Annotated in this window: 23 protein-coding genes and 1 riboswitch; of the genes, 19 read left to right on the top strand and 4 right to left on the bottom strand. The window is 71.7% G+C overall.

Annotated features, from left to right (window positions below; translation table 11 throughout):
- Window positions 1-10: 10 nt before the first annotated feature.
- Window positions 11-826: a rhomboid-like protein gene (locus tag ACZ3YL_RS18800; RefSeq protein ID WP_465658542.1), complete on the bottom strand. Its 816-nt coding sequence runs from the start codon at window positions 824-826 to the stop codon at window positions 11-13.
- A gap of 560 nt (window positions 827-1,386) precedes the next feature.
- On the opposite strand from ACZ3YL_RS18800, the gene ACZ3YL_RS18795 reads away from it, so the two are divergent.
- From ACZ3YL_RS18795 to ACZ3YL_RS18770, 6 genes are all read left to right on the top strand, one after another.
- Window positions 1,387-2,124 (top strand): response regulator transcription factor, encoded by a 738-nt coding sequence (locus ACZ3YL_RS18795; protein WP_094742879.1) that lies wholly within the window; start codon window positions 1,387-1,389, stop codon window positions 2,122-2,124.
- A gap of 80 nt (window positions 2,125-2,204) precedes the next feature.
- Window positions 2,205-3,335, top strand: a complete 1,131-nt coding sequence (locus ACZ3YL_RS18790; protein ID WP_188307959.1) for a sensor histidine kinase — start codon at window positions 2,205-2,207, stop codon at window positions 3,333-3,335.
- Between the two features lie 286 nt (window positions 3,336-3,621).
- Window positions 3,622-7,362 carry a multifunctional oxoglutarate decarboxylase/oxoglutarate dehydrogenase thiamine pyrophosphate-binding subunit/dihydrolipoyllysine-residue succinyltransferase subunit gene (locus tag ACZ3YL_RS18785; protein ID WP_465658540.1) on the top strand — a complete coding sequence of 1,247 codons (3,741 nt, stop codon included), beginning with the start codon at window positions 3,622-3,624 and terminating at the stop codon, window positions 7,360-7,362.
- 127 nt (window positions 7,363-7,489) lie between these two features.
- Entirely contained in the window at window positions 7,490-7,675 is a 186-nt protein-coding gene (locus ACZ3YL_RS18780) for a DUF6104 family protein (RefSeq protein ID WP_465658538.1), read from the top strand.
- 205 nt (window positions 7,676-7,880) lie between these two features.
- The gene (locus ACZ3YL_RS18775; protein WP_188308412.1) at window positions 7,881-8,804 is read left to right on the top strand and encodes a DUF4097 family beta strand repeat-containing protein; all 924 of its coding nucleotides are present in this window, start codon (window positions 7,881-7,883) and stop codon (window positions 8,802-8,804) included.
- A 1-nt stretch (window position 8,805) separates the two neighbouring features.
- Complete coding sequence (locus ACZ3YL_RS18770; RefSeq protein ID WP_465658535.1) at window positions 8,806-9,885, top strand: PadR family transcriptional regulator; 1,080 nt, start codon at window positions 8,806-8,808, stop codon at window positions 9,883-9,885.
- A gap of 60 nt (window positions 9,886-9,945) precedes the next feature.
- Here the strand turns inward: ACZ3YL_RS18770 and ACZ3YL_RS18765 are convergent, their stop codons facing one another.
- Together ACZ3YL_RS18765 and ACZ3YL_RS18760 are read right to left on the bottom strand one after the other, a co-directional pair.
- Complete coding sequence (locus ACZ3YL_RS18765; protein ID WP_188308414.1) at window positions 9,946-10,908, bottom strand: zinc-binding dehydrogenase; 963 nt, start codon at window positions 10,906-10,908, stop codon at window positions 9,946-9,948.
- A 204-nt stretch (window positions 10,909-11,112) separates the two neighbouring features.
- Complete coding sequence (locus ACZ3YL_RS18760) at window positions 11,113-12,306, bottom strand: NAD(P)-dependent malic enzyme (protein ID WP_188308415.1); 1,194 nt, start codon at window positions 12,304-12,306, stop codon at window positions 11,113-11,115.
- A gap of 585 nt (window positions 12,307-12,891) precedes the next feature.
- Between ACZ3YL_RS18760 and ACZ3YL_RS18755 the strand changes: the two genes are divergently transcribed.
- From ACZ3YL_RS18755 to ACZ3YL_RS18735, 5 genes are all read left to right on the top strand, one after another.
- On the top strand, window positions 12,892-13,818 hold the full coding sequence (locus tag ACZ3YL_RS18755; RefSeq protein ID WP_465658533.1) for an ABC transporter substrate-binding protein: 927 nt from the start codon (window positions 12,892-12,894) through the stop codon (window positions 13,816-13,818).
- 454 nt (window positions 13,819-14,272) lie between these two features.
- On the top strand, window positions 14,273-15,202 hold the full coding sequence (locus tag ACZ3YL_RS18750) for an ABC transporter substrate-binding protein (RefSeq protein WP_465658531.1): 930 nt from the start codon (window positions 14,273-14,275) through the stop codon (window positions 15,200-15,202).
- Window positions 15,203-15,239: 37 nt separating this feature from the next.
- On the top strand, window positions 15,240-16,214 hold the full coding sequence (locus ACZ3YL_RS18745; RefSeq protein WP_317621378.1) for an amino acid ABC transporter permease: 975 nt from the start codon (window positions 15,240-15,242) through the stop codon (window positions 16,212-16,214).
- Complete coding sequence (locus tag ACZ3YL_RS18740) at window positions 16,211-17,014, top strand: amino acid ABC transporter ATP-binding protein (RefSeq protein ID WP_317621379.1); 804 nt, start codon at window positions 16,211-16,213, stop codon at window positions 17,012-17,014. Before ACZ3YL_RS18745 ends, ACZ3YL_RS18740 begins: the two co-directional genes overlap by 4 nt.
- 112 nt (window positions 17,015-17,126) lie before the next feature.
- Window positions 17,127-17,714: a CGNR zinc finger domain-containing protein gene (locus tag ACZ3YL_RS18735; protein WP_188308418.1), complete on the top strand. Its 588-nt coding sequence runs from the start codon at window positions 17,127-17,129 to the stop codon at window positions 17,712-17,714.
- Here the strand turns inward: ACZ3YL_RS18735 and sodX are convergent.
- Complete coding sequence (sodX, locus tag ACZ3YL_RS18730; protein WP_188308419.1) at window positions 17,711-18,154, bottom strand: nickel-type superoxide dismutase maturation protease; 444 nt, start codon at window positions 18,152-18,154, stop codon at window positions 17,711-17,713. The two genes, ACZ3YL_RS18735 and sodX, sit on opposite strands and share 4 nt — an antisense overlap.
- A 176-nt stretch (window positions 18,155-18,330) precedes the next feature.
- Here sodX and sodN point away from each other — a divergent pair, with 176 nt between their 5' ends.
- The 8 genes from sodN to ACZ3YL_RS18690 all read left to right on the top strand — a co-directional run bounded on the left by sodN (window position 18,331) and on the right by ACZ3YL_RS18690 (window position 24,622).
- Window positions 18,331-18,726 carry a superoxide dismutase, Ni gene (sodN, locus tag ACZ3YL_RS18725; RefSeq protein WP_188308420.1) on the top strand — a complete coding sequence of 132 codons (396 nt, stop codon included), beginning with the start codon at window positions 18,331-18,333 and terminating at the stop codon, window positions 18,724-18,726.
- 89 nt (window positions 18,727-18,815) lie between these two features.
- Window positions 18,816-18,954: riboswitch (cobalamin riboswitch) on the top strand.
- Window positions 18,955-19,051: 97 nt separating this feature from the next.
- The gene (locus tag ACZ3YL_RS18720) at window positions 19,052-20,104 is read left to right on the top strand and encodes a FecCD family ABC transporter permease (RefSeq protein WP_188308421.1); all 1,053 of its coding nucleotides are present in this window, start codon (window positions 19,052-19,054) and stop codon (window positions 20,102-20,104) included.
- Entirely contained in the window at window positions 20,101-20,898 is a 798-nt protein-coding gene (locus ACZ3YL_RS18715) for an ABC transporter ATP-binding protein (RefSeq protein WP_465658527.1), read from the top strand. The genes ACZ3YL_RS18720 and ACZ3YL_RS18715 overlap by 4 nt, the downstream gene beginning before the upstream one ends.
- 64 nt (window positions 20,899-20,962) lie before the next feature.
- Window positions 20,963-21,961 carry an ABC transporter substrate-binding protein gene (locus tag ACZ3YL_RS18710; RefSeq protein WP_188308423.1) on the top strand — a complete coding sequence of 333 codons (999 nt, stop codon included), beginning with the start codon at window positions 20,963-20,965 and terminating at the stop codon, window positions 21,959-21,961.
- Between the two features lie 90 nt (window positions 21,962-22,051).
- Window positions 22,052-22,435, top strand: coding sequence for a nuclear transport factor 2 family protein (locus tag ACZ3YL_RS18705; RefSeq protein ID WP_188308424.1), 384 nt, complete (start codon window positions 22,052-22,054; stop codon window positions 22,433-22,435).
- A 9-nt stretch (window positions 22,436-22,444) separates the two neighbouring features.
- Window positions 22,445-22,921, top strand: coding sequence for a GNAT family N-acetyltransferase (locus ACZ3YL_RS18700; protein ID WP_465658524.1), 477 nt, complete (start codon window positions 22,445-22,447; stop codon window positions 22,919-22,921).
- A 137-nt stretch (window positions 22,922-23,058) separates the two neighbouring features.
- Window positions 23,059-23,469 (top strand): ATP-binding protein, encoded by a 411-nt coding sequence (locus ACZ3YL_RS18695; protein ID WP_188308426.1) that lies wholly within the window; start codon window positions 23,059-23,061, stop codon window positions 23,467-23,469.
- Window positions 23,470-23,623: 154 nt separating this feature from the next.
- Window positions 23,624-24,622, top strand: coding sequence for an RNA polymerase sigma factor SigF (locus tag ACZ3YL_RS18690; protein ID WP_317621380.1), 999 nt, complete (start codon window positions 23,624-23,626; stop codon window positions 24,620-24,622).
- Window positions 24,623-24,641: the final 19 nt, after the last annotated feature.

Below are 24,641 nucleotides of genomic sequence, written 5' to 3'. Positions count from 1 at the left end.
GGCCGCGGCGTCAGCGCACGGCGGACGGCCGCGCCCCGGCCCGCACCATCGCGGCGGCCGAGGCGACGGAGGCGGCGGAGGCGACGCCCACCGCCCGGGCCCTCGCCGAGCGGATCCCCGGCCGTGGCGGGCGCCGCTCGATCCGGCGCAGCCAGGGCCACAGCGCCATCCCGGTGAGCAGCGCGGCCGGGTGCCCCACGGCCGTGACCAGGTCCTTCCCGGTGGCGATCTGCTGGGCGATCATCAGCCCGGCGCCGACCAGCACCGGCACCCGCGCGGACCGCGGCAGCGCTCCGGCCGCCGCGCCCAGGCAGGCGAACACGCCGTAGCTGACCCCGACGTCCAGGCGGTCCATCGCCTCCGGCGCCATCCGCCCGGCCTCCACCGCGATGATCACCGCGCCCTGGGAGAGCAGCGTGGCCGCGACGTGCCCGATCGCGAACACCGCCGCCGCCCGGGCCGGGCCGACCCGGCGCTCCAGCGGCGCCAGGGTGAGGGCGAAGCCCCACAGGTAGGGCACCCAGTCGCCGCCGGCCACCCAGACCCCGCTGAGCACGAGGGCCCGCAGAGGGTGCTGGAGCAGGTTGTGGCCGTCCGAACTGGAAGCCTCCTGCCAGCGCTGGACGAGTTGCGGATCGGCGAGCCGGGTGAGGGTGGAAGTCGCCCCCACCACGACCAGATATCCGATCGTGAAGGGAGTGCGCCGGGGTGTCGGCACGCGTTCCAGCAGCCATTCGAAGGCGCCGCCGCGAAGTCCGCGCCGGAGCATTCCGTACGGCGCCCTCGCGAGCGCGCGCCCGACGGCGTCCCGCCGCAGTCCCGCCATGACGCCTCCGCTCCACGCCCACGGCCGGCGGTGTCCGAAGGTGCTCGGAGGACCGGCGCGGACGCCGGATTCCGCCCTGCGGGGCGTTGTCGCGGCCACGCTACGTCGAGGTTCTGAGAGGCACCTGAGAAAAGCCCGTGAAGACCGTCGACGCGGGGACCGGCCGGATTTCCGACATTGGTCCAGACCTTCTCCCGATTAACGCGTCAGTAGGGCCTCTGACCGGCGACTTGGCGTCAACTGGACTGCATACGTACCGTTACGCAGAGAAAATTCGCCGGGTAAGGTATCGGCCCGTGCCCACTCGTGCAGTGGGCCCGAGGGCGGCTGGACAGCCGCTCCACGGGCCGGAAACGTCCGGTCCACCTGCCGGGAAGCATCCGCTGTCCGTACGCTGCGAAGTGCGTGGGAGAAGTGGGCGGAACACCATCCGTCCGCCACTTCCGGGCGCGCGACGGGACGGCGGACCCGGCACAGTCCACGACGGAACAAGACTACGAGCGGAGCCCCGCCATCCCCACAGGTGGCCGGCCCGCAGCCCTGGGGGCGGTGGCGTGACCGTGACAGAAATTCAGCAGGACAACCCCAACACCGGCGGCACTGTGAGCAGCCAGCGCAGAGTGCTGGTGGTGGAGGACGAACCCACGATCGCCGAGTCGATCGCGGCCCGGCTGGGCGCGGAGGGGTTCAAGGTCGCCGTGGCCCACGACGGCCCCGGCGCGGTGGACGGCTTCCACACCTGGCAGCCGGACCTGGTGGTCCTGGACATCATGCTGCCCGGCTTCGACGGGCTGGAGGTGTGCCGCCGGATCCAGGCCCAGCGCCCGGTGCCGGTGCTGATGCTGACCGCCCGCGACGACGAGACGGACCTGCTGGTCGGCCTCGGCGTCGGTGCCGACGACTACATGACCAAGCCGTTCTCGATGCGCGAACTGGCCGCCCGGGTCAACGTGCTGCTGCGCCGCGTCGAGCGCGCCCAGCAGGCCGCCCGCACGCCCGCGCTCGGCAGCCTGCGCTTCGGCGAGCTGGAGATCGACCACGTGCAGCGCCGGGTCCGACTCGCCTCGGGCGACGTCCACCTGACGCCGACCGAGTTCGACCTCCTGGCCTGCCTGGCCGCCCAGCCGCGCGCGGTGCTCACCCGCGAGCAGCTGCTGGCCGAGGTCTGGGACTGGACCGACGCGTCCGGCACCCGCACCGTGGACAGCCATGTGAAGGCACTGCGCCGCAAGATCGGTGCCAGCTGGATCCGCACCGTGCACGGCGTCGGATACGCGCTGGAGGCCCCGCTCTCCTGACGGGGTTTCCGGGCGACGGGCCACCGGGGGGCCCGTGTCCCGGCACCGCCGTGACACCACGCGGGGATCACAGGGGACCAATGACCTTTCCACAGCAACGCAACGGGGACGCCGACGGCGCGCGCCCGCAGACCCTGGCCGCCCGCGCGGCCAGCCGGGTCTGGGCCGACATCCGTCCGCTCGACCCGGTCCGCTCGATCAAGGGCAAGCTCGCCCTGCTGGTGATCGTCTCCGTGTTCCTGGCCACCGGCATGGTCGTCGTCGCGATCCGGTCCGAGACCCAGATCCGGATCATCATGGTCTTCTCCATGATCGCCTCGCTGCTGTTCATGCAGTTCCTCGCGCACGGGCTGACCGCCCCGCTGCGCGAGATGACGGCCGCCGCCCGCGCGATGGCCTCCGGCGACTACAGCCGCCGGGTCGAGGTGAGTTCGCGCGACGAGATCGGCGAGCTGGCGGCCGCCTTCAACGCCATGGCCGCCGACCTCCAGGCCGCCGACCAGCACCGCCGCGAGCTGGTCGCCAACGTCTCGCACGAGCTGCGCACGCCGATCGCCGCGCTGCGCGCCGTGCTGGAGAACGTGGTGGACGGGGTCGTCCAGCCGAATCCGGCGACCCTGGGGGCCGCACTGGAGCAGACCGAGCGGCTCGGCCGCCTGGTCACCCACCTGCTGGACCTCTCCAAGATCGACGACGGCGTGGTCGACCTGGACGCCCGCCCGTTCGAGGTGCGCGAGTTCCTGGACGGCGTGCTGCGCGGGGTCACCGTGGACGGCGCGACGGCCGGCGGGGCGTTCTCCCGGCGCGGTGACGTCCGGCTGGCCCTGGAGGTCAGCCCGGCCGGGCTGACCGCGGTGGCGGACCCGGAGCGGCTCCACCAGGTGGTCGCCAACCTGGTCGACAACGCCTGCAAGCACTCCCCGCCCGGCGGCACCGTGACGGTGCGCGCCAGACCCGAGGGTGAGGAGGGCGGCCTGTTGCTGGAGGTCCAGGACGAGGGTCCGGGCATCCCGCTCGCGGACCGCGGCCGGGTCTTCGAACGGTTCAGCCGCAGCGGCACCGCGACCGCCGCCGGGGCGGGGTCGGACGGCGGCACCGGGCTGGGCCTGGCGATCGCCCGCTGGGCGGTGGACCTGCACGGCGGACGGATCGCCGTCGCGGAGTCGCCGCGCGGCTGCCGCATCGAGGTCCGGCTGCCGGGGCAGTCCTGAGCGGCCGGGACATTTGTCACAGATCCGACACAGACGCATACGAAGATCGTCAATGGATTCGTATGGTTGTTTGTCCGTTTTCGCCCCGATTTGGGGGGCGATCGGGCCCGATCGCTTCCCCTCAGATACGGCTTTCTAACGTTGTTTTTCAGCCAACCTGCAGGTCAGGACTGTGATCTGGGCGACGCCTGGGGTCCGGGGACTGCGCGATCACTGGTCAGGGGCGTAGCCTTAATCCCCGCTGTCCAAACATCCCAAAAGGAAGCGGAAGAGGGCGGTTGCCGCCGTGTCGCCACAGTCCCCTGAAACCCCCAACAGCTCGGCAAGCTCCACTGGCTTCGGCCCCAATGAGTGGCTCGTCGATGAGATCTACCAGCAGTACCTCCAGGACCCGAACTCGGTCGACCGAGCCTGGTGGGACTTTTTCGCCGACTACAAGCCCGGTACCGAGGTGACCCCAGTGACCCAGGCCGCGACCCAGGCCGGCCCCACGCCGACCCCTGCCGCTGCCCCCGTGCCCGCCGCTGCTGCTGCTCCGGCCGCACCCGCGCCCGCCGCACCCGCATCCGCCGCACCGGCCCCGGCCGCCCCGCTCGCCGCCGCACCGGCCGCGCCGCCGGCGCCCAAGGCCGCCGCCCCGGCCGCACCCGCCGCCGCACCGGCCGGCCCCGAGCTGGTCCAGCTGCGCGGCCCGGCCAAGGCCGTCGCCACCAACATGGACGCCTCGCTGGAGGTGCCGACCGCGACCTCGGTCCGCGCCGTCCCGGCGAAGCTGTTGATCGACAACCGCATCGTCATCAACAACCACCTGCAGCGCGCCCGCGGCGGCAAGGTCTCCTTCACCCACCTGATCGGTTACGCCCTGGTCCAGGCCATCAAGGCCGCCCCGGGCATGAACCACAGCTACAAGGTGGAGGACGGCAAGGCCTTCCTGGTCAAGCCGGAGCACGTCAACCTCGGCCTGGCCATCGACCTGGTCAAGCCGAACGGCGACCGCCAGCTCGTCGTCGCGGCCATCAAGAAGGCCGAGACCCTCGACTTCTTCGGCTTCTGGCAGGCCTACGAGGACATCGTCCGCCGGGCCCGCGCCAACAAGCTGACGATGGACGACTTCACCGGCGTCACGGTCTCGCTGACCAACCCCGGCGGCATCGGCACCGTGCACTCCGTGCCGCGCCTGATGCAGAACCAGGGCACCATCGTCGGTGTCGGCGCCATGGAGTACCCGGCCGAGTTCCAGGGCTCCGCCCCGGAGACCCTGTCCCGCCTGGGCGTCTCCAAGATCATGACGCTGACCTCGACCTACGACCACCGCGTCATCCAGGGCGCGGCGTCCGGCGAGTTCCTGCGCGAGATCCACCGCCTGCTGCTCGGCGAGAACGGCTTCTACGACGAGATCTTCGAGTCGCTGCGGATCCCGTACGAGCCGGTCCGCTGGGCCACCGACGTCGCCACCACCCACGACGACGAGGTCAACAAGACCGCGCGCGTCATGGAGCTGATCCACTCCTACCGGGTCCGCGGCCACCTCATGGCCGACACCGACCCGCTGGAGTACAAGCAGCGCAAGCACCCCGACCTGGACGTCACCACCCACGGCCTCACCCTGTGGGACCTGGAGCGCGAGTTCGCGGTCGGCGGCTTCGGCGGCCAGAAGATGATGAAGCTCCGCGACATCCTCGGCCTGCTGCGCAACACCTACTGCCGCACCGTCGGCATCGAGTACATGCACATCCAGGACCCGAAGCAGCGCAAGTGGCTGCAGGAGCGCCTGGAGAAGCCGTACTCGAAGCCGGAGCGCGAGGAGCAGCTGCGGATCCTGCGCCGGCTGAACTCGGCGGAGGCCTTCGAGACCTTCCTTCAGACCAAGTACGTCGGTCAGAAGCGCTTCTCGCTGGAGGGCGGTGAGTCGCTGATCGCCCTGCTGGACGCGACCATCGACTCCGCCGCCGAGCACCGCCTGGACGAGGCCGTCATCGGCATGGCCCACCGCGGCCGTCTGAACGTGCTGGCCAACATCGTCGGCAAGCCGTACGGCAAGATCTTCGGCGAGTTCGAGGGCAACCTCGACCCGAAGTCGATGCACGGCTCCGGCGACGTCAAGTACCACCTGGGCGCCGACGGCACCTTCACCGGCCTGGACGGCGAGACCATCAAGGTCTCGCTCGCCGCGAACCCCTCCCACCTGGAGGCCGTGGACCCGGTCGTCGAGGGCATCGCCCGCGCCAAGCAGGACATCCTGGACCAGGGCGGCACGACCTTCCCGGTGCTGCCGATCCAGATCCACGGTGACGCGGCCTTCGCCGGCCAGGGCGTCGTCGCGGAGACCCTGAACATGTCGCAGCTGCGCGGCTACCGCACCGGCGGCACCGTGCACGTCGTGGTGAACAACCAGGTCGGCTTCACCGCCGCCCCGGCCAGCAGCCGCTCCTCGATGTACTGCACCGACGTGGCCCGGATGATCGAGGCCCCGATCTTCCACGTGAACGGCGACGACCCGGAGGCCGTGGTCCGCATCGCGCGGCTCGCCTTCGAGTTCCGCCAGGCGTTCCACAAGGACGTCGTGATCGACCTCATCTGCTACCGCCGCCGCGGTCACAACGAGGCCGACAACCCGTCGTTCACCCAGCCGCTGATGTACGACCTGATCGACAAGAAGCGCTCGGTGCGCAAGCTGTACACCGAGGGCCTGATCGGTCGCGGCGACATCACCATGGAAGAGGCGGAGCAGGCGCTCCAGGACTTCCAGGGCCAGCTGGAGAAGGTCTTCGCCGAGGTCCGCGACGCGGCCCAGGCGCCGGCCGACGCCACCGCCGGCAAGCCGGTCGCCGACTTCCCGGTCTCCATCCAGACCGGCATCTCCCAGGAGATGGTCAAGCGGATCGCCGCCTCGCAGGTCAACCACCCGGACTGGCTGACCGTCCACCCGCGCCTGCTGCCGCAGCTGCAGCGCCGCGCCGCCTCGGTCGAGGACAACACCATCGACTGGGCGATGGGCGAGACCCTCGCCATCGGCTCGCTGCTCATGGAGGGCCACCCGGTCCGCCTGGCCGGCCAGGACAGCCGCCGCGGCACCTTCGGGCAGCGGCACGCCGTCCTGATCGACCGCAAGACCGGCGAGGACTACACCCCGCTGCAGTACCTCACCGAGGACCAGTCCCGCTACACCGTCTACGACAGCCTGCTGTCGGAGTACGCGGCCATGGGCTTCGAGTACGGGTACTCGCTGACCCGCCCGAACGCGCTGGTCATGTGGGAGGCGCAGTTCGGCGACTTCGTCAACGGCGCCCAGACCATGGTGGACGAGTACATCGCCTCCGCCGAGACCAAGTGGGGCCAGAACTCCGGCGTCACGCTGCTGCTGCCGCACGGCTACGAGGGCCAGGGCCCGGACCACTCGTCCGCCCGCCCGGAGCGCTTCCTCCAGCTCTGCGCGCAGAACAACATGACGGTCGCGATGCCGACCCTGCCGTCGAACTACTTCCACCTGCTGCGCTGGCAGGCGCACAACCCGCACCACAAGCCGCTGGTCGTCTTCACCCCGAAGTCGATGCTGCGTCTGAAGGCCGCGGCGAGTGCGACCGAGGAGTTCCTGTCCGGCTCGTTCCGCCCGGTCATCGGCGACTCCACCGTCGACCCGGCCCAGGTCCGCAAGGTGGTCATCACCGCCGGCAAGTTCTACTACGACCTGGAGGCCGCCCGCACCGAGCGCGGCGTCACCGACACCGCGATCGTCCGGGTCGAGCGGCTCTACCCGCTGCCGGTGGCCGAGCTCCAGGAGGAGCTGGCCCGCTACGGCGACGACGTCCAGTTCGTCTGGGCCCAGGAGGAGCCGTCCAACCAGGGCGCCTGGCCGTTCATCGCGATGAACCTGGTCGACCACCTGCAGGTCGTCATCGGCCGCACCGGCGGCGACGCCCGTCTGCGCCGGGTGGCCCGCACCGCGGCCTCGTCCCCGGCCGTCGGCTCGGCCAAGCGGCACGCCGCCGAGCAGCAGGCGCTGATCGAGGAGGTCTTCTCGCTCTGACGAGCCGAAGCCCCGCACCGCAGTGACGCCCCGCGGCCCCGTCTCCCGACCAGGGAGGCGGGGCCGCGGGCCGTTCCCGGCCCGGTCTATCCTGACCAGGTCAATCCCCATCGGACCGGAGCGAACCGTGTACTTCACCGACCGAGGCATCGAGGAGCTGGCACGCCGGCGCGGCGAGGAGGAGGTCACCTTCGAGTGGCTGGCCGAGCGCCTGCGCGAGTTCGTCGACCTCAACCCGGACTTCGAGATCCCGGTCGAGCGGCTGGCCACCTGGCTGGCCCGGCTCGACGACGAGGACGACGACGACGAGTGACGTCCTGACGCCGTGATCCCGTCGAGGGCCCGGGAGGCAACCGCCTCCCGGGCCCTCGGCGCGTCTCCGGGGAGCCCGTAGGGGACGGCTCCGGGGTGGGTCCGGGCCCGTCTCGGGGGTGAACCGCTTGCTTTTCCCGGCACGCGATATATCGTCTTCAGGAGAGAACGCGATACATCGCGATCCGCGACGGGAGGCGGCAGAGATGAGCCAGTGGACGATCGAGGGGCCCGGCAGGACCACCTTCGAGGAGCCGGTCCGCGCGCTGCACGTGCGCGTCATCGACGGCACCGTGAACGTGGTCGCGGCCGAGGGCCCGGCCCGCCTGGAGGTCACCGGCCTCAAGGGCGACCCGCTGCACGTGACGCTGGTGGACGGCGTCCTCACCGCCACCTACAAGGACATCAACAGCTGGGGCGAGTTCGGCGACTGGATCAAGTCGGTCGGCTCGGTCCGCAGCTTCTTCGACTCCTTCAAGCGCAAGCGCTCCGTCGACCTCACCCTGACCGTGCCGGCCGGCACCGAGGTCAAGGTCGGCACCGTGTCGGCCCACTCCACCGTCACCGGCATCGACGGGCACGTCTCGGTGCAGAGCGCCAGCGGCGACACCACCCTGGCCGGGGTCACCGGGCGGATCGACGCCGGCACCGTCACCGGCGACGTGGACGCCCAGGCGGTCGGCGGCCGGCTCAAGGTGAACACCGTCTCCGGGCAGCTCACCGTGATCGCCGGCACCGCCGACCGGGTCCAGGCCAACACCGTCACCGGCGCCGTCACCCTCGACCTGGACGTGGCCGGCGAGACCGACGTCAAGGTCAACACCGTCAGCGGCCCGGTCGTGGTCCGCATCCCCTCGCTGGCCGACGCCACCGTCGAGGCCGGCTCCACCAGCGGCGACGTCTCCAGCACCTTCGACGAGCTCACCATGAGCAGCACCTGGGGCGCCAAGAAGATCTCCGGCCAGCTCGGCGAGGGCCGCGGCAGCCTCAACGTCACCACCGTCTCCGGCGCCGTCACCGTGCTGCGCCGTCCCGAGTCCGAGGACGACGCCCCGGTGGTGGTCAAGGAGCTCCCGGCCTCCCCCGCCTCCGACAAGCCCGCCGGGCCCGACTTCACCAAGGAGGCCTGAGATGACCCCCGTGTTCGGCCACGGCCGGCTCCGGCTCTACCTGCTGAAGCTGCTGGACGAAGCCCCGCGGCACGGCTACGAGGTGATCCGCATGCTGGAGGAGCGCTTCCAGGGCCTGTACGCCCCCTCCGCCGGCACGGTCTACCCGCGGCTGGCGAAGCTGGAGCAGGAGGGCCTGGTCAGCCACGCCACCGAGGGCGGCCGCAAGGTCTACCGGCTGACCGACGCCGGGCGCGCCGAACTCGAAGCCCGACAGGGCGAGTTGGACGAGCTGGAGCTGGAGATCCACGACTCGGTGGCTCAGCTCGCCGGGGCGATCCGGGAGGACGTCCGGGACAGCGCCAAGGACCTGCGCGAGGAGCTGTGGCAGGCCGCCAAGCAGGCCCCCCGGCCGGAGCGCCCCGAGACCGGCGGCAGGACCGGCGGCGACCCGTGGGCCGGCCCCTGGGGCGACAACGAGTCCTGGCAGCGCGCCAAGGAGGAGTTCGCCCAGTTCAAGCGGCAGGCCAAGGAGCAGGCCAAGCGCGCCCGGGAGCAGGAGCGGGCCGCCAAGGCCAAGGCGAAGGCCGCCGAGGAGGAGGCCCGCCGGCTGCGCGAGCAGGCCAAGGCCTCCCGCACCGCCGCCCAGCAGGAGGCGCTGCGGATCAAGCGCCGGGTCGAGCAGCAGGTGCGCGAGCACGCGGCGAAGGGCGACTGGCCGACCGGACTGGCCGAGGGCCTGGCCGAGCTGACCAAGGGCCTGGCCGGGCTGGCCGACGCGGCCCGCTGGGGCCACCCGACGGGCGGGACCGCCGAGTCGTCCGAGTCGTCCGAGCCGTCCGAGTCGTCCGAGCGGATCACGGTGACCAGGATCGACCTGGACAAGGACGGGGACACCGCGACCGCCCCCGCCGACCTGCCGGAGTGGGCCCGCACCGACCCGGACGGCGACCCGGCCCGCGAACTGGAGCGGCTGCTCGACCGCTTCCGCGACCAGGTCCGCGACGCGGCCCGGGACGGCGGGGTGAGCACCGACAAGCTGACCGAGGCCCGCTCGGTGCTGGGCGCGGCCGGCGAGCGGCTGAAGCGGCTGCTCGGCTGAGCCTCGCCTTCCTCCCGCGGCCCGGCGCCCCTCGTAGCAGGGGCACCGGGCCGTCGCGGCTCAGGGGTTGAGCAGGATCTTGCCGAAGACCTCGCCCTTGGCGAGCTTGGCGAAGCCGTCCCGGGCCTCGGCCAGCGGCAGCACCGAGTCGATCACCGGACGGACCCCGGTGTTCGCGCACAGCGCCAGCAGCCCGGCCAGCTCCTCCTTGGTGCCCATGGTCGAACCGACCACCTTGAGCTCCAGGAAGAAGATCCGGTTCAGCTCGGCGGCCTTCGGGCTCGGGCCGGAGGTGGCACCGGAGATGACGATGGTGCCGCCCGGGCGCAGCGACTTCACCGAGTGCGACCAGGTCGCGGCGCCGACCGTCTCCATCACCGCGTCCACCCGGGCGGGCAGCCGGGCGCCGCTCTCGAAGGCCGCGTCCGCGCCGAGCTCGACCGCCCGGCGGCGCTTGGCCTCGTCCCGGCCGGTGACCCAGACCCGCAGGCCGGCCGCCTTGCCGAGGACGACCAACGCGGTCGCCACCCCGCCGCCGGCACCCTGCACCAGGACGGTGTCACCGGGCTTGACCCCGGCGTTGGTGAACAGCATCCGGTACGCCGTCAGCCAGGCCGTGGGCAGGCAGGCGGCCTCCTCGAAGCTCAGCTCGGCGGGCTTGGGCAACAGGTTCCAGGTGGGCACGGCCACCTGCTGGGCGAAAGTGCCCTGGTAACGCTCGGTCAGGATGGAGCGGGGCTCGTTCGGGCCCACCCCGTGGCCGGACTGGCCGATCACCGAGTGGATGACCACCTCGTTGCCGTCCTCGTCGACGCCGGCGGCGTCGCAGCCGAGGATCATCGGCAGCTTCTCGGCGGGCAGGCCGACCCCGCGCAGCGACCACAGGTCGTGGTGGTTGAGGCTGGCGGCCCGGACCGTGACCACGCTCCACCCGGGACGGGCCTGCGGCTCGGGGAGTTCGCCCAACTCCAGCCCGCTCAGCGGGTCGTCGGCGTCGATACGGGCGGCATAGGCAGCAAACATGCCCCGGACACTAGCCGGGACGGCCGGGGCCGGGAACCACGCGTGAGTGTGACGCGTGTCCCGGCCCCAGTTCTGCTGTCCCCCCGCTCGCCTCCGGGCGCCCGGACCCGCTGCCGACGGTCGGCGCTCCGGCGCTCGTACCTCGCTGGTCGCTCCTCGCCTTCGGCGGCGGCGCGCCCTTCGGCTCGGGGGGGTGCCCGCCCGTCAGATCCGGGCCACGCCCTCGGCGCGGGCGGCCTCGGCCACGGCCTTGCTGACCGCCGGGGCGACCCGCTCGTCGAACGGCGAGGGGATGACCTTCTGCGGGGTCAGCTCGTCAGCCACCACGCCGGCCAGCGCCTTGGCGGCGGCCAGCTTCATGCCCTCGGTGATCCGGGAGGCCCGCACCTGGAGGGCCCCGGCGAAGATGCCCGGGAAGGCCAGCACGTTGTTGATCTGGTTCGGGAAGTCGCTGCGCCCGGTGGCGACGACCGCCGCGTACTTGTGCGCCACCTCCGGGTGGATCTCCGGGTTGGGGTTGGCCATCGCGAAGATGAACGCGCCCTCGGCCATGGTCGCCACGACCTGCTCCGGCACGGTGCCGCCGGAGACGCCGATGAACACGTCGGCGCCGGCCAGCGCGTCGGCCAGCGAGCCCTTGAGGTCCGAACGGTTGGTCAGCTCGGCGATCTCGGCCTTGACGTCCGTCAGGTCCTCACGGCCCCGGTACACCACGCCCTTGCGGTCGCAGACGGCCACGTCGCCGATGCCCGCCGCCAGCAGCATCTTGGCGATGGCGATGCCGGCCGCGCCCGCGCCGGAGATGACGGCCCGCAGCGAGCCGATCTCCCGGCCGGTCACCTTGGCGGCGTTCCACAGGGCGGCGGTGGTGACGATCGCGGTGCCGTGCTGGTCGTCGTGGAAGACCGGGATGTCCACGGCCTCCTGGAGCCGGCGCTCGATCTCGAAGCAGCGCGGGGCGGAGATGTCCTCCAGGTTGACGCCGCCGAAGGACGGGGCCAGCCGGACCACCGTCTCGACGATCTCGTCCACCTCGGTGCAGGCGAGCGCGATCGGCACCGCGTCCACCCCGCCGAACTGCTTGAACAGGATGGCCTTGCCCTCCATCACCGGGAGCGAGGCCTCCGGGCCGATGTCACCGAGGCCGAGCACCGCGGTGCCGTCGGTGACCACCGCGACGGTGTTGGACTTCCAGGTGTAGTCGTTGACCAGCTCCGGCTGCTCGGCGATGGCCGTGCAGACCCGGGCGACACCGGGGGTGTAGGCGAGGGACAGGTCGTCCGCGTCGCGCACCGGCACGGTCGCCCGGATCTCCATCTTGCCGCCGCGGTGGAGCGCGAAAACGGCGTCGACCGGATCGGCGGTGTCCTGGGTGCTGCTGATGATCTCCGCTGCCACGATGACCTCTTCGTCATTGATCTGGCGAGGTGCGCGGCCGACGGGCTGGGCGCCCCGTCCGGAAGCCGGAAACCGGGTACGCCGAAGCGGACCCGGGGTCGGGGCGGGGGCGCTGCCGTCGGGTGGCGCCCTCGGATGAGGGTTTTTATAGGGTCTTGTGTTGTCCGCGTCGTGCTACCGGGCCGAGCGTAGGTCGGACAAAGGCATCGCACCTATGCCTTTTCGTCCTCGTCACGCACCGTTCATCGCCGTGCTGTCGCGTCGGACGGGGCCCGGTGTCGGAAGCACCGAGCTCCGGCGGCGGCAACGGCGTTGAGGCACGCACACCCGCAGGAGTGAACGCAGACCCGTAGGGGATCCGGCGCCCCGGATACGGAGCCACGTGATGACTTCCGGTCCTGAGCACCCCGAGCCTGTCGGGGCTCGTCGGTCTGGTTCGAGCGTTCGGGGGTCACCCGGTACCGAATTCTGACACACCCGCCGCCGGGCCCGGCAGGGTGGGATGGCAGGATCGCTTGTCCGCCATTCCGCGTACACCGGCGTGACACCGCGGTGACCGCGGTTCCGCCCTCAGGAGCAGCCCTCATGCCTCACCTCCGCCATGCCCGTCGTCGGGTCGTCGCCGCAGCCGCCCTGGCCGCCGCCGGCTCCCTGCTGCTCACCGGTTGCGGAGGTGGCGGGCAGGCTGCCGCGAGCGACCCGGTCAAGGACATCCGCGGCAGACTGCCCAAGGCCCAGCGCTCGGCGGGGGTGCTGCGGATCGGCATGGACGTCAACTACGCGCCGGTGGAGTTCCGCGGCCCGGACGGCAAGCCGGCCGGCCTGGACCCGGACCTCGCCGCCGCCCTCGGCCGGATCCTCGACGTGCGGGTCGAGTTCGTGGACACCCCGTTCGACAAGCTGGTGCCGAACCTCCAGGGCAAGCAGTTCGACGTGGCGATGTCCGCGCTCAGCGACGTCCGCCAGCGCCGCGAGGGCCTGGACGCCGACGGCAAGCAGGTCGACCCGGGCGTGGACTTCGTGGACTACTTCATCGCCGGCACCTCGATCGTCGTCCCGAAGGGCAACCCCAAGGGGATCCGGACCCTCGACGACCTGTGCGGCCGCACGGTCGCCTTCCAGCAGGGCACCACCCAGGACGGCATCGCCAGCCGGCAGGTCGCCGTCTGCGCCCGCACCGGCCGCCCGCTGACGGTGCACCGCTTCGACACCGACGCCAAGGCGCTGGCCGAGGTGTCCGCCGGCAGCGCCGCGGCCGGGCTGGACGACTTCCCGGTGGCCGCCTACGCGGCGAAGACCATGGACGGCGGGGGCCGCTTCGAGGTGACCGGCGCCCAGTCCACCTCCAACCCGTACGGGATCGCGGTGCGCAAGGAGGACACCGAGCTGCGCGACACCCTGTCCAAGGCGGTGGACCAGCTGATCCGCAGCGGCGAGTACGACAAGATCCTCGGCAAGTGGAACGTGAGCGCGGGCGCGGCGCAGAACGCGGTGGTCAACGGGGGCATCTGAGCCCGCGGGCCGACGGGGCGGCGGCGGGCGGTGGCGGGCGGCGGCGGGGCTTCCCGACGGAGCACAGGCGGATCTGCATACTTATACGCAGCGTGACAGGGGCACGCGATCCGTCCGAATAGCGGACAGCAAGAGCCCTCGTTATCCGATTTTGATCTGGATGAGGGCCACCTGACCGTCATCAGATGGCAGGATTCCCCCCATCTCGGATCGAGCCGGCCACTGGGTCGAGGCGGTTCAGGTCGACGTCCACCTCGGCGGAGGGTGGCGGAAGCAGTACCCGCACCACCCCGGGCGGCCCCCTGCGCCCGGGCAACTGCACCACCCGGCAACGCACGTACGACGACGTACAGCGACATACCCATCCGTACGGCTCCGTACGGCCAGCTGCCCCGGTGCGCCGCTCCCGCGGCGCGCTCCGCCCGATTTCTCTCCCCAGGAGGAGATCCCCCTCATGACCGTCCGTACCCAGCGCACCCGCCTCTTCGCGGCCGGCGTGGCTGCCGTCTCCGTGTCCCTGGTGCTGACCGGCTGCAGCAGCAGCAAGAGCAGCGACGGCAGCGGCGCCCCGAACGCCTCCGCGACCGTCAACGAGGTCAAGGCCGACGACAAGCTGGCCGCCCTCGTCCCCGCCGACGTCAAGTCGGCCGGGAAGCTCGTGGTCGGCGCGGACGCCTCGTACGCGCCGGACGAGTTCAAGGACGACAGCGGCAAGGTCATCGGCATGGACGTCGACCTCGCCACCGCGATCGCCGCCAAGCTCGGCCTCAAGGCCGAGGTCCAGGACTCCGGCTTCACCGCGATCATCCCGGGCATCCAGTCGAACAAGTTCCAGCTCGGCATGTCGTCCTTCACGGACAACAAGGAGCGCGAAGCGGTCGTCGACATGGTGACCTACTTCAACTCCGGCAGCGCCATCGCGGTCAAGAAGGGCAACCCGGACAAGGTCGACCCGAAGGACCTCTGCGGCAAGAAGGTCGCCGTCCAGACCGGCACCACCCAGGCCGACGAGATCAAGGACACCCGCAACCCGGACTGCGCCAAGGCCGGCAAGCCGGGCATCCCGAACGACGGCGACAAGTTCGACCTCCAGACGGACGTCACCAACGCCGTGGTCTCCGGCCGCGACCAGGCGATGATGGCCGACTCCCAGGTCGTCGACTACGCGATCAAGCAGGCCGGCGGCCAGCTGGAGAAGCTCGGCGACACCTACGGCGTGGCCCCCTACGGCGTGGCCCTGGCCAAGGACTCCAAGCTCACCCCGGCCGTCCAGGGTGCCATCCAGTCGCTGATCGACGACGGCACCTACAAGCAGATCCTCACCAAGTGGGGCGTCGAGGCCGGTGCGCTCACCAAGTCGACCGTCAACGGCGCCGTCAGCTGACCCCTCGTACGCTTCATCTCTCCCCCGAGGCCACACCGTGAACTCTCTGGACAAGGGGACGGCGCAGAAGGGACGGCCTGAGACCATCAAGGCCGTCCCGGTCCGCCACCCCGGACGCTGGGCGGGCGCCGTCGTCATCGCCCTGCTCGCGGCGATGCTGCTGAGCGCCCTCTTCACCAACCCCGCTTTCAAGTGGGACATCGTCGGGCAGTACCTGTTCCACGACAGCATCATGCACGGGCTGCTCGTGACCCTGGAGCTGACCGCCCTCTCCATGCTCATGGGCGTGGTCGGCGGCATCATCCTCGCGGTGATGCGCCTGTCCCCGAACCCGCTGCTGGCCGGCACCGCCTGGGTCTACATCTGGATCTTCCGCGGCACCCCGGTCCTGGTGCAGCTGGTGTTCTGGAACTTCCTCGGCCTGATCTGGGCCAAGCTGTCGATCGGCGTCCCGTGGGGGCCGGAGTTCTGGTCCGGCGAGACCAACGTCCTGATCCCGACCTTCGTCGCCGCCCTGCTGGGCCTCGGCCTCAACGAGGCCGCCTACATGGCGGAGATCGTCCGCGGCGGCATCCAGTCGGTCGACGAGGGCCAGACCGAAGCCGCCCACGCGCTCGGGATGAGCCGGTTCCAGACCATGCGGCGGATCGTCCTGCCGCAGGCCATGCGGGTGATCATCCCGCCGACCGGCAACGAGACCATCTCGATGCTGAAGACCACCTCGCTGGTCTCGGTGATCTCCCTGGAGGAGATCTTCCGGGCCGGGCAGGTCATCTACTCCCGGAACTACCAGAACATCCCGCTGCTGATCGTGGTCAGCATCTGGTACCTGTTCTTCACCTCCGTGCTGACCATCGGTCAGTACTACATCGAGCGCCACTACGCCCGGGGCTCCAACCGCACCCTCCCGCCCACCCCGCTGCAGCGACTGCGGGGACTGTTCGCCGGGAAGCCCACCCCGAAGACGAGCGCCGACGTCGTCCCGGGGCTCGAGGGAGGTGGTCACGTATGACCGATCTGAGCAAGACCCCCGCCGGCTCCGTCGCCTCCACCGAGCCGATGGTCCGCGCCGAGAACGTGCACAAGTCCTACGGCCTGGTCGAGGTGCTCAAGGGCATCGACCTGGAGGTCCGACAGGGCGAGGTGTTCTGCCTCATCGGCCCGTCCGGCTCGGGCAAGTCGACCTTCCTGCGGTGCATCAACCACCTGGAGAAGATCAACGGCGGCCGCCTCTGGGTGGACGGCGAACTGGTCGGCTACCGGCAGAAGGGCGACAAGCTCCACGAGCTCAGGGACCGCGAGGTCGCCCTGAAGCGGCGCGACATCGGCATGGTGTTCCAGCGCTTCAACCTGTTCCCGCACATGACCGCCATAGAGAACGTCATCGAGGCGCCGGTCCAGGTCAAGGGCGAGACCAGGGCCGCGGCCCGGGAGCGCGGAATGGCCCTGCTGGAGCGGGTCGGCCTCGCCGACAAGGCGAAGAACTACCCCTCGCAGCTCTCCGGCGGCCAGCAGCAGCGCGTGGCGATCGCCCGCGCGCTGGCCATGAAGCCCAAGCTGATGCTCTTCGACGAGCCCACCTCGGCGCTCGACCCGGAGCTGGTCGGCGACGTCCTGGACGTCATGCGCGGCCTGGCCGAGGAGGGCATGACGATGGTGGTCGTCACCCACGAGATGGGCTTCGCCCGCGAGGTCGGCGACGCCCTGGTGTTCATGGACGGCGGTGTGGTGGTCGAGTCCGGCAACCCCCGCGAGGTGCTCACCAACCCCCAGCACGAGCGCACCAGGGCCTTCCTCTCCAAGGTCCTCTGAGCCGTACCGTCGGCGCCCGGCAGGCGGTTTCCTGCCGGGCGCCGACGTTTTCCCCAGCCGGGTAATAGGCTGGAAGCAATCAGCCCGTTACCGAAGCACTGGAAGGACCGCCGTGGAGCTCGCCTCGTACGCCGACCTCGCCGTTCGGCTGGTGAACACCGAGGAACCCGAGCGCGGCACCGACGCACTGACCTCGGTGGACGCGGTGCGCGCCCTGTTCTCCGACTCCTCCCGCGCCGCCGCGCTGGCCGACGAGTCCGACGTGCCCCGGCTGCGGGCGGTGCGGACCAGGCTGCGCGGGGTGTTCGAGGCCGCCGCCGAGGGCGACGAGATCCGGGGCGTCGACCTGCTGAACAGCCTGCTGATGGAGTACCCCGTCAGCCCGCTGGTCTCCGGGCACGACTACCTGGACGACGCCGGCCGGCCGCGCTGGCACCTGCACCTGGCCGACAACTCACCGACCGCCACCGCCCACTTCAGCGCCGTCGCCTGCATGGGCCTGGCCGTCCACCTCACCGAGCTGGGCGCCGACCGGCTCGGCATCTGCCAGGCCGCGCCCTGCCGCAACGCCTACCTGGACACCTCGACCAACCGCTCCCGCCGCTACTGCTCCGACCGCTGCGCGACCCGCGCCAACGTCGCCGCGTACCGGGCCCGCAAGCGCCAGGAGGCCGAGGCGGCACTGCACTCGGGGAGCTAGGCCTCGTCGACGAACACCCCGAGGCGGCGGGCCAGGCCCGGCACCCGGGCCAGCCGGGGGCCGAGCAGCAGCCGCTCCAGCCCGCGGCCCGGCGCCAGCCAGGCCGGGCTCGGGCGCAGCCGCAGCAGCACCCGGCCGAGTACCAGGTCGTCCGGGACGGGGCCGTAGCTGCGGCTGTCGCTGTCGACCGGGCGGTTGTCGGACAGCAGCCACCAGCCCTTCGGCCGGCGCTCGGCGGCCCGCTTCACCACCAGCAGGTCCTGCTGGAAGGGGTGGCGGAACAGCACCACCGCGCCGGGGCGGATCGGCGCACCGTAGCGGACCAGCAGCTGGTCGCCCTCGCGCAGGGTCGGGACCATCGACGGGCCCGACACGTCGACCAGCCCGAACGGCACCGCGCCACCGCCCGCGCCGCCCTGCGGTTCCGTGCTCCGCGCCATGGCTCCTCCTCCCGGACCGACCGCCCCAGTCTGCCGTACGGACCGTCATCCGTTCGATGTCCGGATTACCCCGGTTCAGGGTCCGCCTTTTGCCCTAGGCCCGCCGCCCGGCCGCGAAACCCCGAGGGCGGAAGGGTAATCTCGGGCGCGGGAAGACGATCTAAGGAAGGACTCCCATGTTCTCTCGTCTGTTTGCACCGCGCGCCACCGCTCACGCCCACTGCGACCTGCCCTGCGGCGTGTACGACCCCGCGCAGGCCAAGCTGGAGGCCGAGTCGGTCAAGGCCACCCAGGAGAAGTACCAGGCCAACGAGGACGCGCACTTCCGCGCCCGCGCCATCATCATCAAGGAGCAGCGCGCCGAGGCCGTCAAGCACCACATCTCGGTGCTGTGGAGCGACTACTTCAAGGCCCCGCACTTCGAGAAGTACCCGCAGCTGCACCAGCTGATCAACGACACCCTGAAGGCCGCCTCGGCCGCCAAGGCGTCCACCGACCCGGCCACCGGCCAGGCCCTGCTGGACCTGATCGCCGAGGTCGACAAGATCTTCTGGGAGACCAAGCAGGCCTGAGCCTGACGCGTCGCCACCCGGCCGCCCCCGTCCGCACCGTTCGGACGGGGGCGGTCGTGCGTTCACGTCCGGCCCACCCCTGGTAAGGGTTGCCTAGCCTGAGTGGCTGTTATGCTGCCAGGGCGTCCGAGGGGGAAGTCCGGTGTGAATCCGGCGCTGACCCGCAACGGTGAGCACGGTCCGTAGGACCGCGCCAGCCCGATCGCCCTCGGCCGCTGGACTCCCGACGACTCGCCGCGGACTGCGAGGGGATGGCGCCCGGGCACGCCCCCGGCCGGCGCCCGCCCCGGCACACCCTGCGGCCCGAGGCAAGGCGCGACCGCACGTGAGTGACCCCGTTCGCCGAACACCGACCCTCCCGCTCGCCGCCGGCCTCGGCGTCGCCCTGCTGGCATCCCTGGTCTGCGGGGCCGCCTTCGGCGCCTCCGGCATCGAACTCCCTCACGTCCTGAGGCTGTTGGGCGCCGGACTGACGGGCGGTCGGCTGGACGCCGACGAGGCCGCGGCGTACGCGATCGTCTGGGAGATCCGGCTGCCGCGCACCCTGCTGGCCGCCGTGGTCGGCGGCGGACTGGCCGCCACCGGCGTCGCCGTCCAGGCCCTGGTGCGCAACGCCCTCGCCGACCCCTTCGTGCTCGGCATCTCCTCCGGCGCCGCCGTCGGCGCCAACGCCGTCCTGCTGCTCGGCGCCTTCGCCTCGCTCGGGGTGTGGGCGATCTCCGTCTCCGCGTTCGGCTCCGCGCTGGTCGCCATGGTGCTGGTCTACCTCGCCGCCCGCACCGCGTACGGGCTCACCCCGCTGCGGCTGGTGCTCACCGGCACCGCGCTCTCCTACGGCTTCTCCGCCGTCACCACCCTGATGGTCTTCTCCGCCGACCACGCCGAGGCCGCCCGGGACGCCATGATGTGGCTGCTCGGCAGCCTCGGCGGCGCCACCTGGGGCTCGGTGCCGATCGCCGCCTGCACCGTCCTCGCCGGACTGGCCTATCTGGCCTGCGCCGCCGGGCGGTTGGACGCGCTCGCGATGGGCGACGAGACCTCCGCCTCGCTCGGCGTGGACCCGGACCGGCTGCGCCGGGAGCTGTTCGTGGTGACCGCCGCCGTCACCGGCACCGTGGTCGCGGTCAGCGGGGCGATCGGCTTCGTCGGACTGCTGATGCCGCACCTGGCCCGGATGCTGGTCGGCGCCGGGCACCGCCGGGTGCTGGTGATCGCGCCGCTCGCCGGGGCGCTGCTGCTGGTCTGGGTGGACATCGCCTCGCGCACCCTGCTGGCGCCCGCCGAACTGCCGGTCGGGGTGTTCACCGCGGTGCTCGGGGTGCCCGCCTTCCTGTTGATGATGCGCCGGCGCGGCCAGGCCTTCGGGGGTGGGCGATGAGCCCGGCGAAGGGCACGAGCCCGGCCGAGGAACTGCGCGTCGACGGCGTCTCGGTGGAGCTGGCCGGCGCCCGGCTCGTCCAAGAGGTGAGCCTGGCGGCCGCCGCCGGGCAGGTGATCGGACTGATCGGCCCGAACGGCAGCGGCAAGTCGACCCTGCTGCGCTGCGTCTACCGGGTGCTGCGGCCGGCCGGCGGGACGGTCCGGCTGGACGGCGACGACCTGCACGTGCTCACCGCGCGCCAGGCGGCCCGCCGGGTGGCCGCGCTGACCCAGGAGCACCCCGCCGAGTTCGACTTCACGGTGGCCGAGGTGGTCGCCATGGGCCGGCTGCCGCACCGGCGCGGCCTCGGCGGCCCGAGCGACGCGGACCGGGAGAGCTGCGCGGCCGCGCTGCGCGGGGTCGGGGCCGGGCACCTCGCCGAGCGCGGCTTCCCGAGCCTGTCCGGCGGCGAGAAGCAGCGGGTGCTGATCGCCCGCGCGCTCGTCCAGGAACCGCGCCTGCTGGTGCTGGACGAACCCACCAACCACCTGGACATCGCCCACCAGTTGGAGGTGCTGGCCCTCGCCCGCGCGGCCGGGCCGACGGTGCTCACCGCGCTGCACGACCTCAACCTGGCGGCCGGCCACTGCGACCGGCTGTACGTGCTGACGGCCGGCCGGATCGTCGCCGCCGGCACGCCCGAGGAGGTGCTCCGGCCGGACCTGCTGGCCGAGGTGTTCGGCGTCCGGGCCACCCCCGTCCGGCACCCGGACACCGGCGCCCTCCAGCTGCTGTTCGACCGCCTCGCCTGAGCCCGCCCGCACCCCCGCCCGCACCCCGTCCACCACCCCGCTCACCACCCCGGAAGGAACAAGCGTGCGTACCAAGGCCGTTGCCGCCACCGCCCTGCTCACCCTCGGACTGACCGCCTGCGGCGCCGAGATCGCCCCGGGCGAGGCCGGCGGCGCCGCCGCCTCCGCCCACTACCCGGTGACCGTGGAGAACTGCGGCGAGCGGCTCACCTTCGCGCGGAAGCCCGCCCGGGTGGTGACCAACGACGTCAACATCACCGAGCTGATGCTCTCCCTCGGCCTCGCCGACCGGATGGCCGGCTACGTGATGCCCGACGACAAGGGCCGGGTCGACAAGGTGCCCTGGAAGGACGGCTACCAGCAGACCACCTGGCTCTCCAAGAAGGTGCTCACCAAGGAGATCGCCCTGGACGCCAGGGCCGACCTGGTGTTCGCCGGCTGGCACTACGGCTTCGTCGAGGGCAGCGGCGTCACCCCCGAGGCGTTCAAGGCGCTCGGCGTCGACTCGTACGTGCTCAGCGAGTCCTGCCGCAGCGGCAAGGGCTCCGAACGCGGGGTGATGGACCCGCTGGAGGCGCTCTACACCGACCTGGCCAACCTCGGCGCGATCTTCGACGTCAAGGACCGCGCCGACAAGCTGATCGCCGAGTCCAGGGCGACGATCGCCGCCGTCCCCCGGCCCGAGCGCCGCCCGTCCGTCTTCCTGTACGACAGCGGGCAGGACAAGCCGTACACCGCCGGGAGGTTCGCCGCCGCGAACGAGATCATCGACAAGGCCGGCGGGACCAACATCATGGGCGACCTGGCGGACACCTGGGTCACCGCCGGCTGGGAGAGCGTGGTGCGGCGCGACCCCGAGGTGATCGTGATCAACGACTACGCGACGCCGGGGGCCGAGGAGAAGCGGAAGTTCCTCAAGTCCTTCCCGCCGCTGGCCGAGGTCTCCGCGGTCAAGAACGACCGGATCGTCGTCATGGACTACGTCGACCTGGTCGAGAGCCCGCGCAACCCGGCCGCGGTCAGCACCCTGGCCGACTTCCTGCGCACCGTCCCGGCCCGCTGACCGGCCGGGATCGCGCCCCGTTCCGGTCGGGCCCGCCGGGCGTAGGCTCGAAGGTGCGAACCGACGGAGCCGACCGAAGGAGCGAGGACCATGACCACCATGGCGGCCCCCACCGCCTTCGACGCCCGCGCCCTGCGCGAGGGCATCGAACGCCGTGACGCCGAGACCCTGCTGGCGCTCTACGCCGAGGACGCCGAGCTGCGCGTGGTCGACCGCAAGACCCAGCCCAGCCACCCCCTGGTGATGCACGGGCGGGACGAGATCGGCGCCATGCTCAGCGACGTCTACGGCCGCGAGATGACCCACAAGCTGGAACAGGTGGTGATCCAGGGCGACCAGGTCGCGTTCCTGGAGTCCTGCCGCTACCCCGACGGCGTGCGGGTGCTGATGGCGTCGATGGCCGGCCTGCGGGACGGCCGGATCGTCGACCAGACCTCCGTCCAGGCCTGGGACGAGACGGGGCCGGAGCAGTAGGCTCACGGCATGATCCGCACCGCCGTCGTCACCGACGTTCCCGTCATCCTGGCCATGATCCGCGAACTGGCGGCCTACGAGAAGGCCCCGCAGGAGGCGGTGGCCACCGAGGATCAGCTGCGCGAGGCGCTGTTCGGCGCCGACCCGGCGCTGTTCGGCCTGATCGCGGAGGACGGGGCCACCGGCGAGCCGGTCGGCTTCGCGCTCTGGTTCCTCAACTTCTCGACCTGGCGCGGCACCCACGGGATCTACCTGGAGGACCTGTACGTCCGCCCCTCGGCCCGCGGCGGCGGCCACGGCAAGGCGCTCCTGCTGGAGCTGGCCCGGATCGCCGTGGAACGCGGCTACGCGCGGGTGGAGTGGTCGGTGCTCGACTGGAACCAGCCCTCGATCGACTTCTACAAGTCGCTCGGCGCGGTGCCGATAAACGGCTGGACGGTCTACCGGCTCACCGACGCGGCACTCAAGGCCGCCGGTGCCCGTTGAACGGACGCACGGAGTAGGGGTAAAGACCCTGCCACCCTGCGTCGCAATGCCTTACCATGAGTAACTCCCGCACCGGGTGCGGAGGACGCCCCCTCGGGGGTACCAAGCAAGTACAGCGCGTCACCCAGGAGGCAAGGGTGTCCCAGATCGACAGCGATCTCGGCGTTCAGGACTTTGTCGAGGTCCGGCTGCCCGCGGCAGGGGCATACCTCTCCGTGCTGCGAACAGCGACGGCCGGGCTCGCGGCCCGGTTGGACTTCACCCTCGACGAGATCGAGGACCTGCGGATCGCGGTCGACGAGGCCTGCGCCATCCTGCTCCAGCAGGCGGTGCCCGGCTCCGTGTTGTCCTGCGAATTCCGCCTGGTCGGCGACTCGTTGAAGGTGACCGTCGCCGCTCCCACCACGGACGGCAAGGCGCCCGAGCGGGACACCTTCGCCTGGACGGTGCTCTCCGCGCTGGCCGGCGAGGTGGACTCCTCGGTCGCCGAGGACAACACCGTCACGATCAGCCTGCACAAGAAGCGCGGCGGCTCCGCCGTCCACTGACCGGGCACCGAGCAGCACCCTGCAAGGGCCGTCCGCCGTTCCCCACCCGGGGCCCGACGGGCGGCTCCCGGTACCGCCCCCCACGCGGTACGACCAACGAGACGATGCCGGGGCCGAGGCCCCGGTGCTCCCGGAACGGAACGGGGGAATGGCCGTGAGTGATCTGGACCGTACCGGCCTCGCGACGGCGGGACCTGCCGTACCGACCCAGGCGAGCGTTTCCGGCCTCGCCGCCAACGACGAAGCGCACCCGAAGGACGCCCACCGGATGAGCCACCCGACCGAGCCGACGTCCGAGCCGACGCCCGACTCCCCTCCCACGCCGGAACCGGCGGCGGCGGAGGAGGCCACGGAGCTGCACGGCGCCGTGCCCGCCCAGGGCTCACACCGCTCCGGCGCGCCGGACCGGGAGGCCGCCCGCGCGCTGTTCGTCCGGCTGTCCGGGCTGCCCGAGGGCTCCCCGGAGCGCGTCGAGCTGCGCAACCAGCTGGTGCGGATGCACATCCCGCTGGTGGAGCACCTGGCCCGGCGGTTCCGCAACCGGGGCGAGCCGCTGGACGACCTGACCCAGGTCGCCACCATCGGACTGATCAAGTCGGTGGACCGCTTCGACCACGAGCGCGGGGTCGAGTTCTCCACCTACGCGACGCCGACCATCGTCGGCGAGATCAAGCGGCACTTCCGCGACAAGGGCTGGGCGGTGCGCGTCCCGCGCCGCCTGCAGGAGCTGCGGCTGTCGCTCACCACGGCGACCAGCGAGCTCTCCCAGCGGCACGGCCGCTCCCCCACGGTGCACGAGCTGGCCGAGCACCTGGGCATCTCCGAGGAGGACGTCCTGGAGGGCCTGGAGTCCGCCAACGCGTACTCCACGCTGTCCCTGGACGTGCCGGACAGCGACGACGAGTCGCCGGCCGTCGCGGACACCCTGGGCGCCACCGACGAGGCGCTGGAGGGCGTCGAGTACCGCGAGTCGCTCAAGCCGCTGCTGGCCCAACTGCCGCCCCGGGAGCAGAAGATCCTGGTGCTGCGGTTCTTCCGGAACATGACCCAGTCGCAGATCGCCGCCGAGGTGGGGATCTCCCAGATGCACGTGTCCCGGCTGCTGGCGCGGACCCTGGCCCAGCTGCGGGAGAAGCTCCTCGTGGAGGAGTGACAGCAGTAGCAGTAGCAGT

Source organism: Kitasatospora sp. NPDC023176 (genome assembly GCF_055560495.1).
This window is presented reverse-complemented; position numbering and strand designations above follow the sequence as displayed.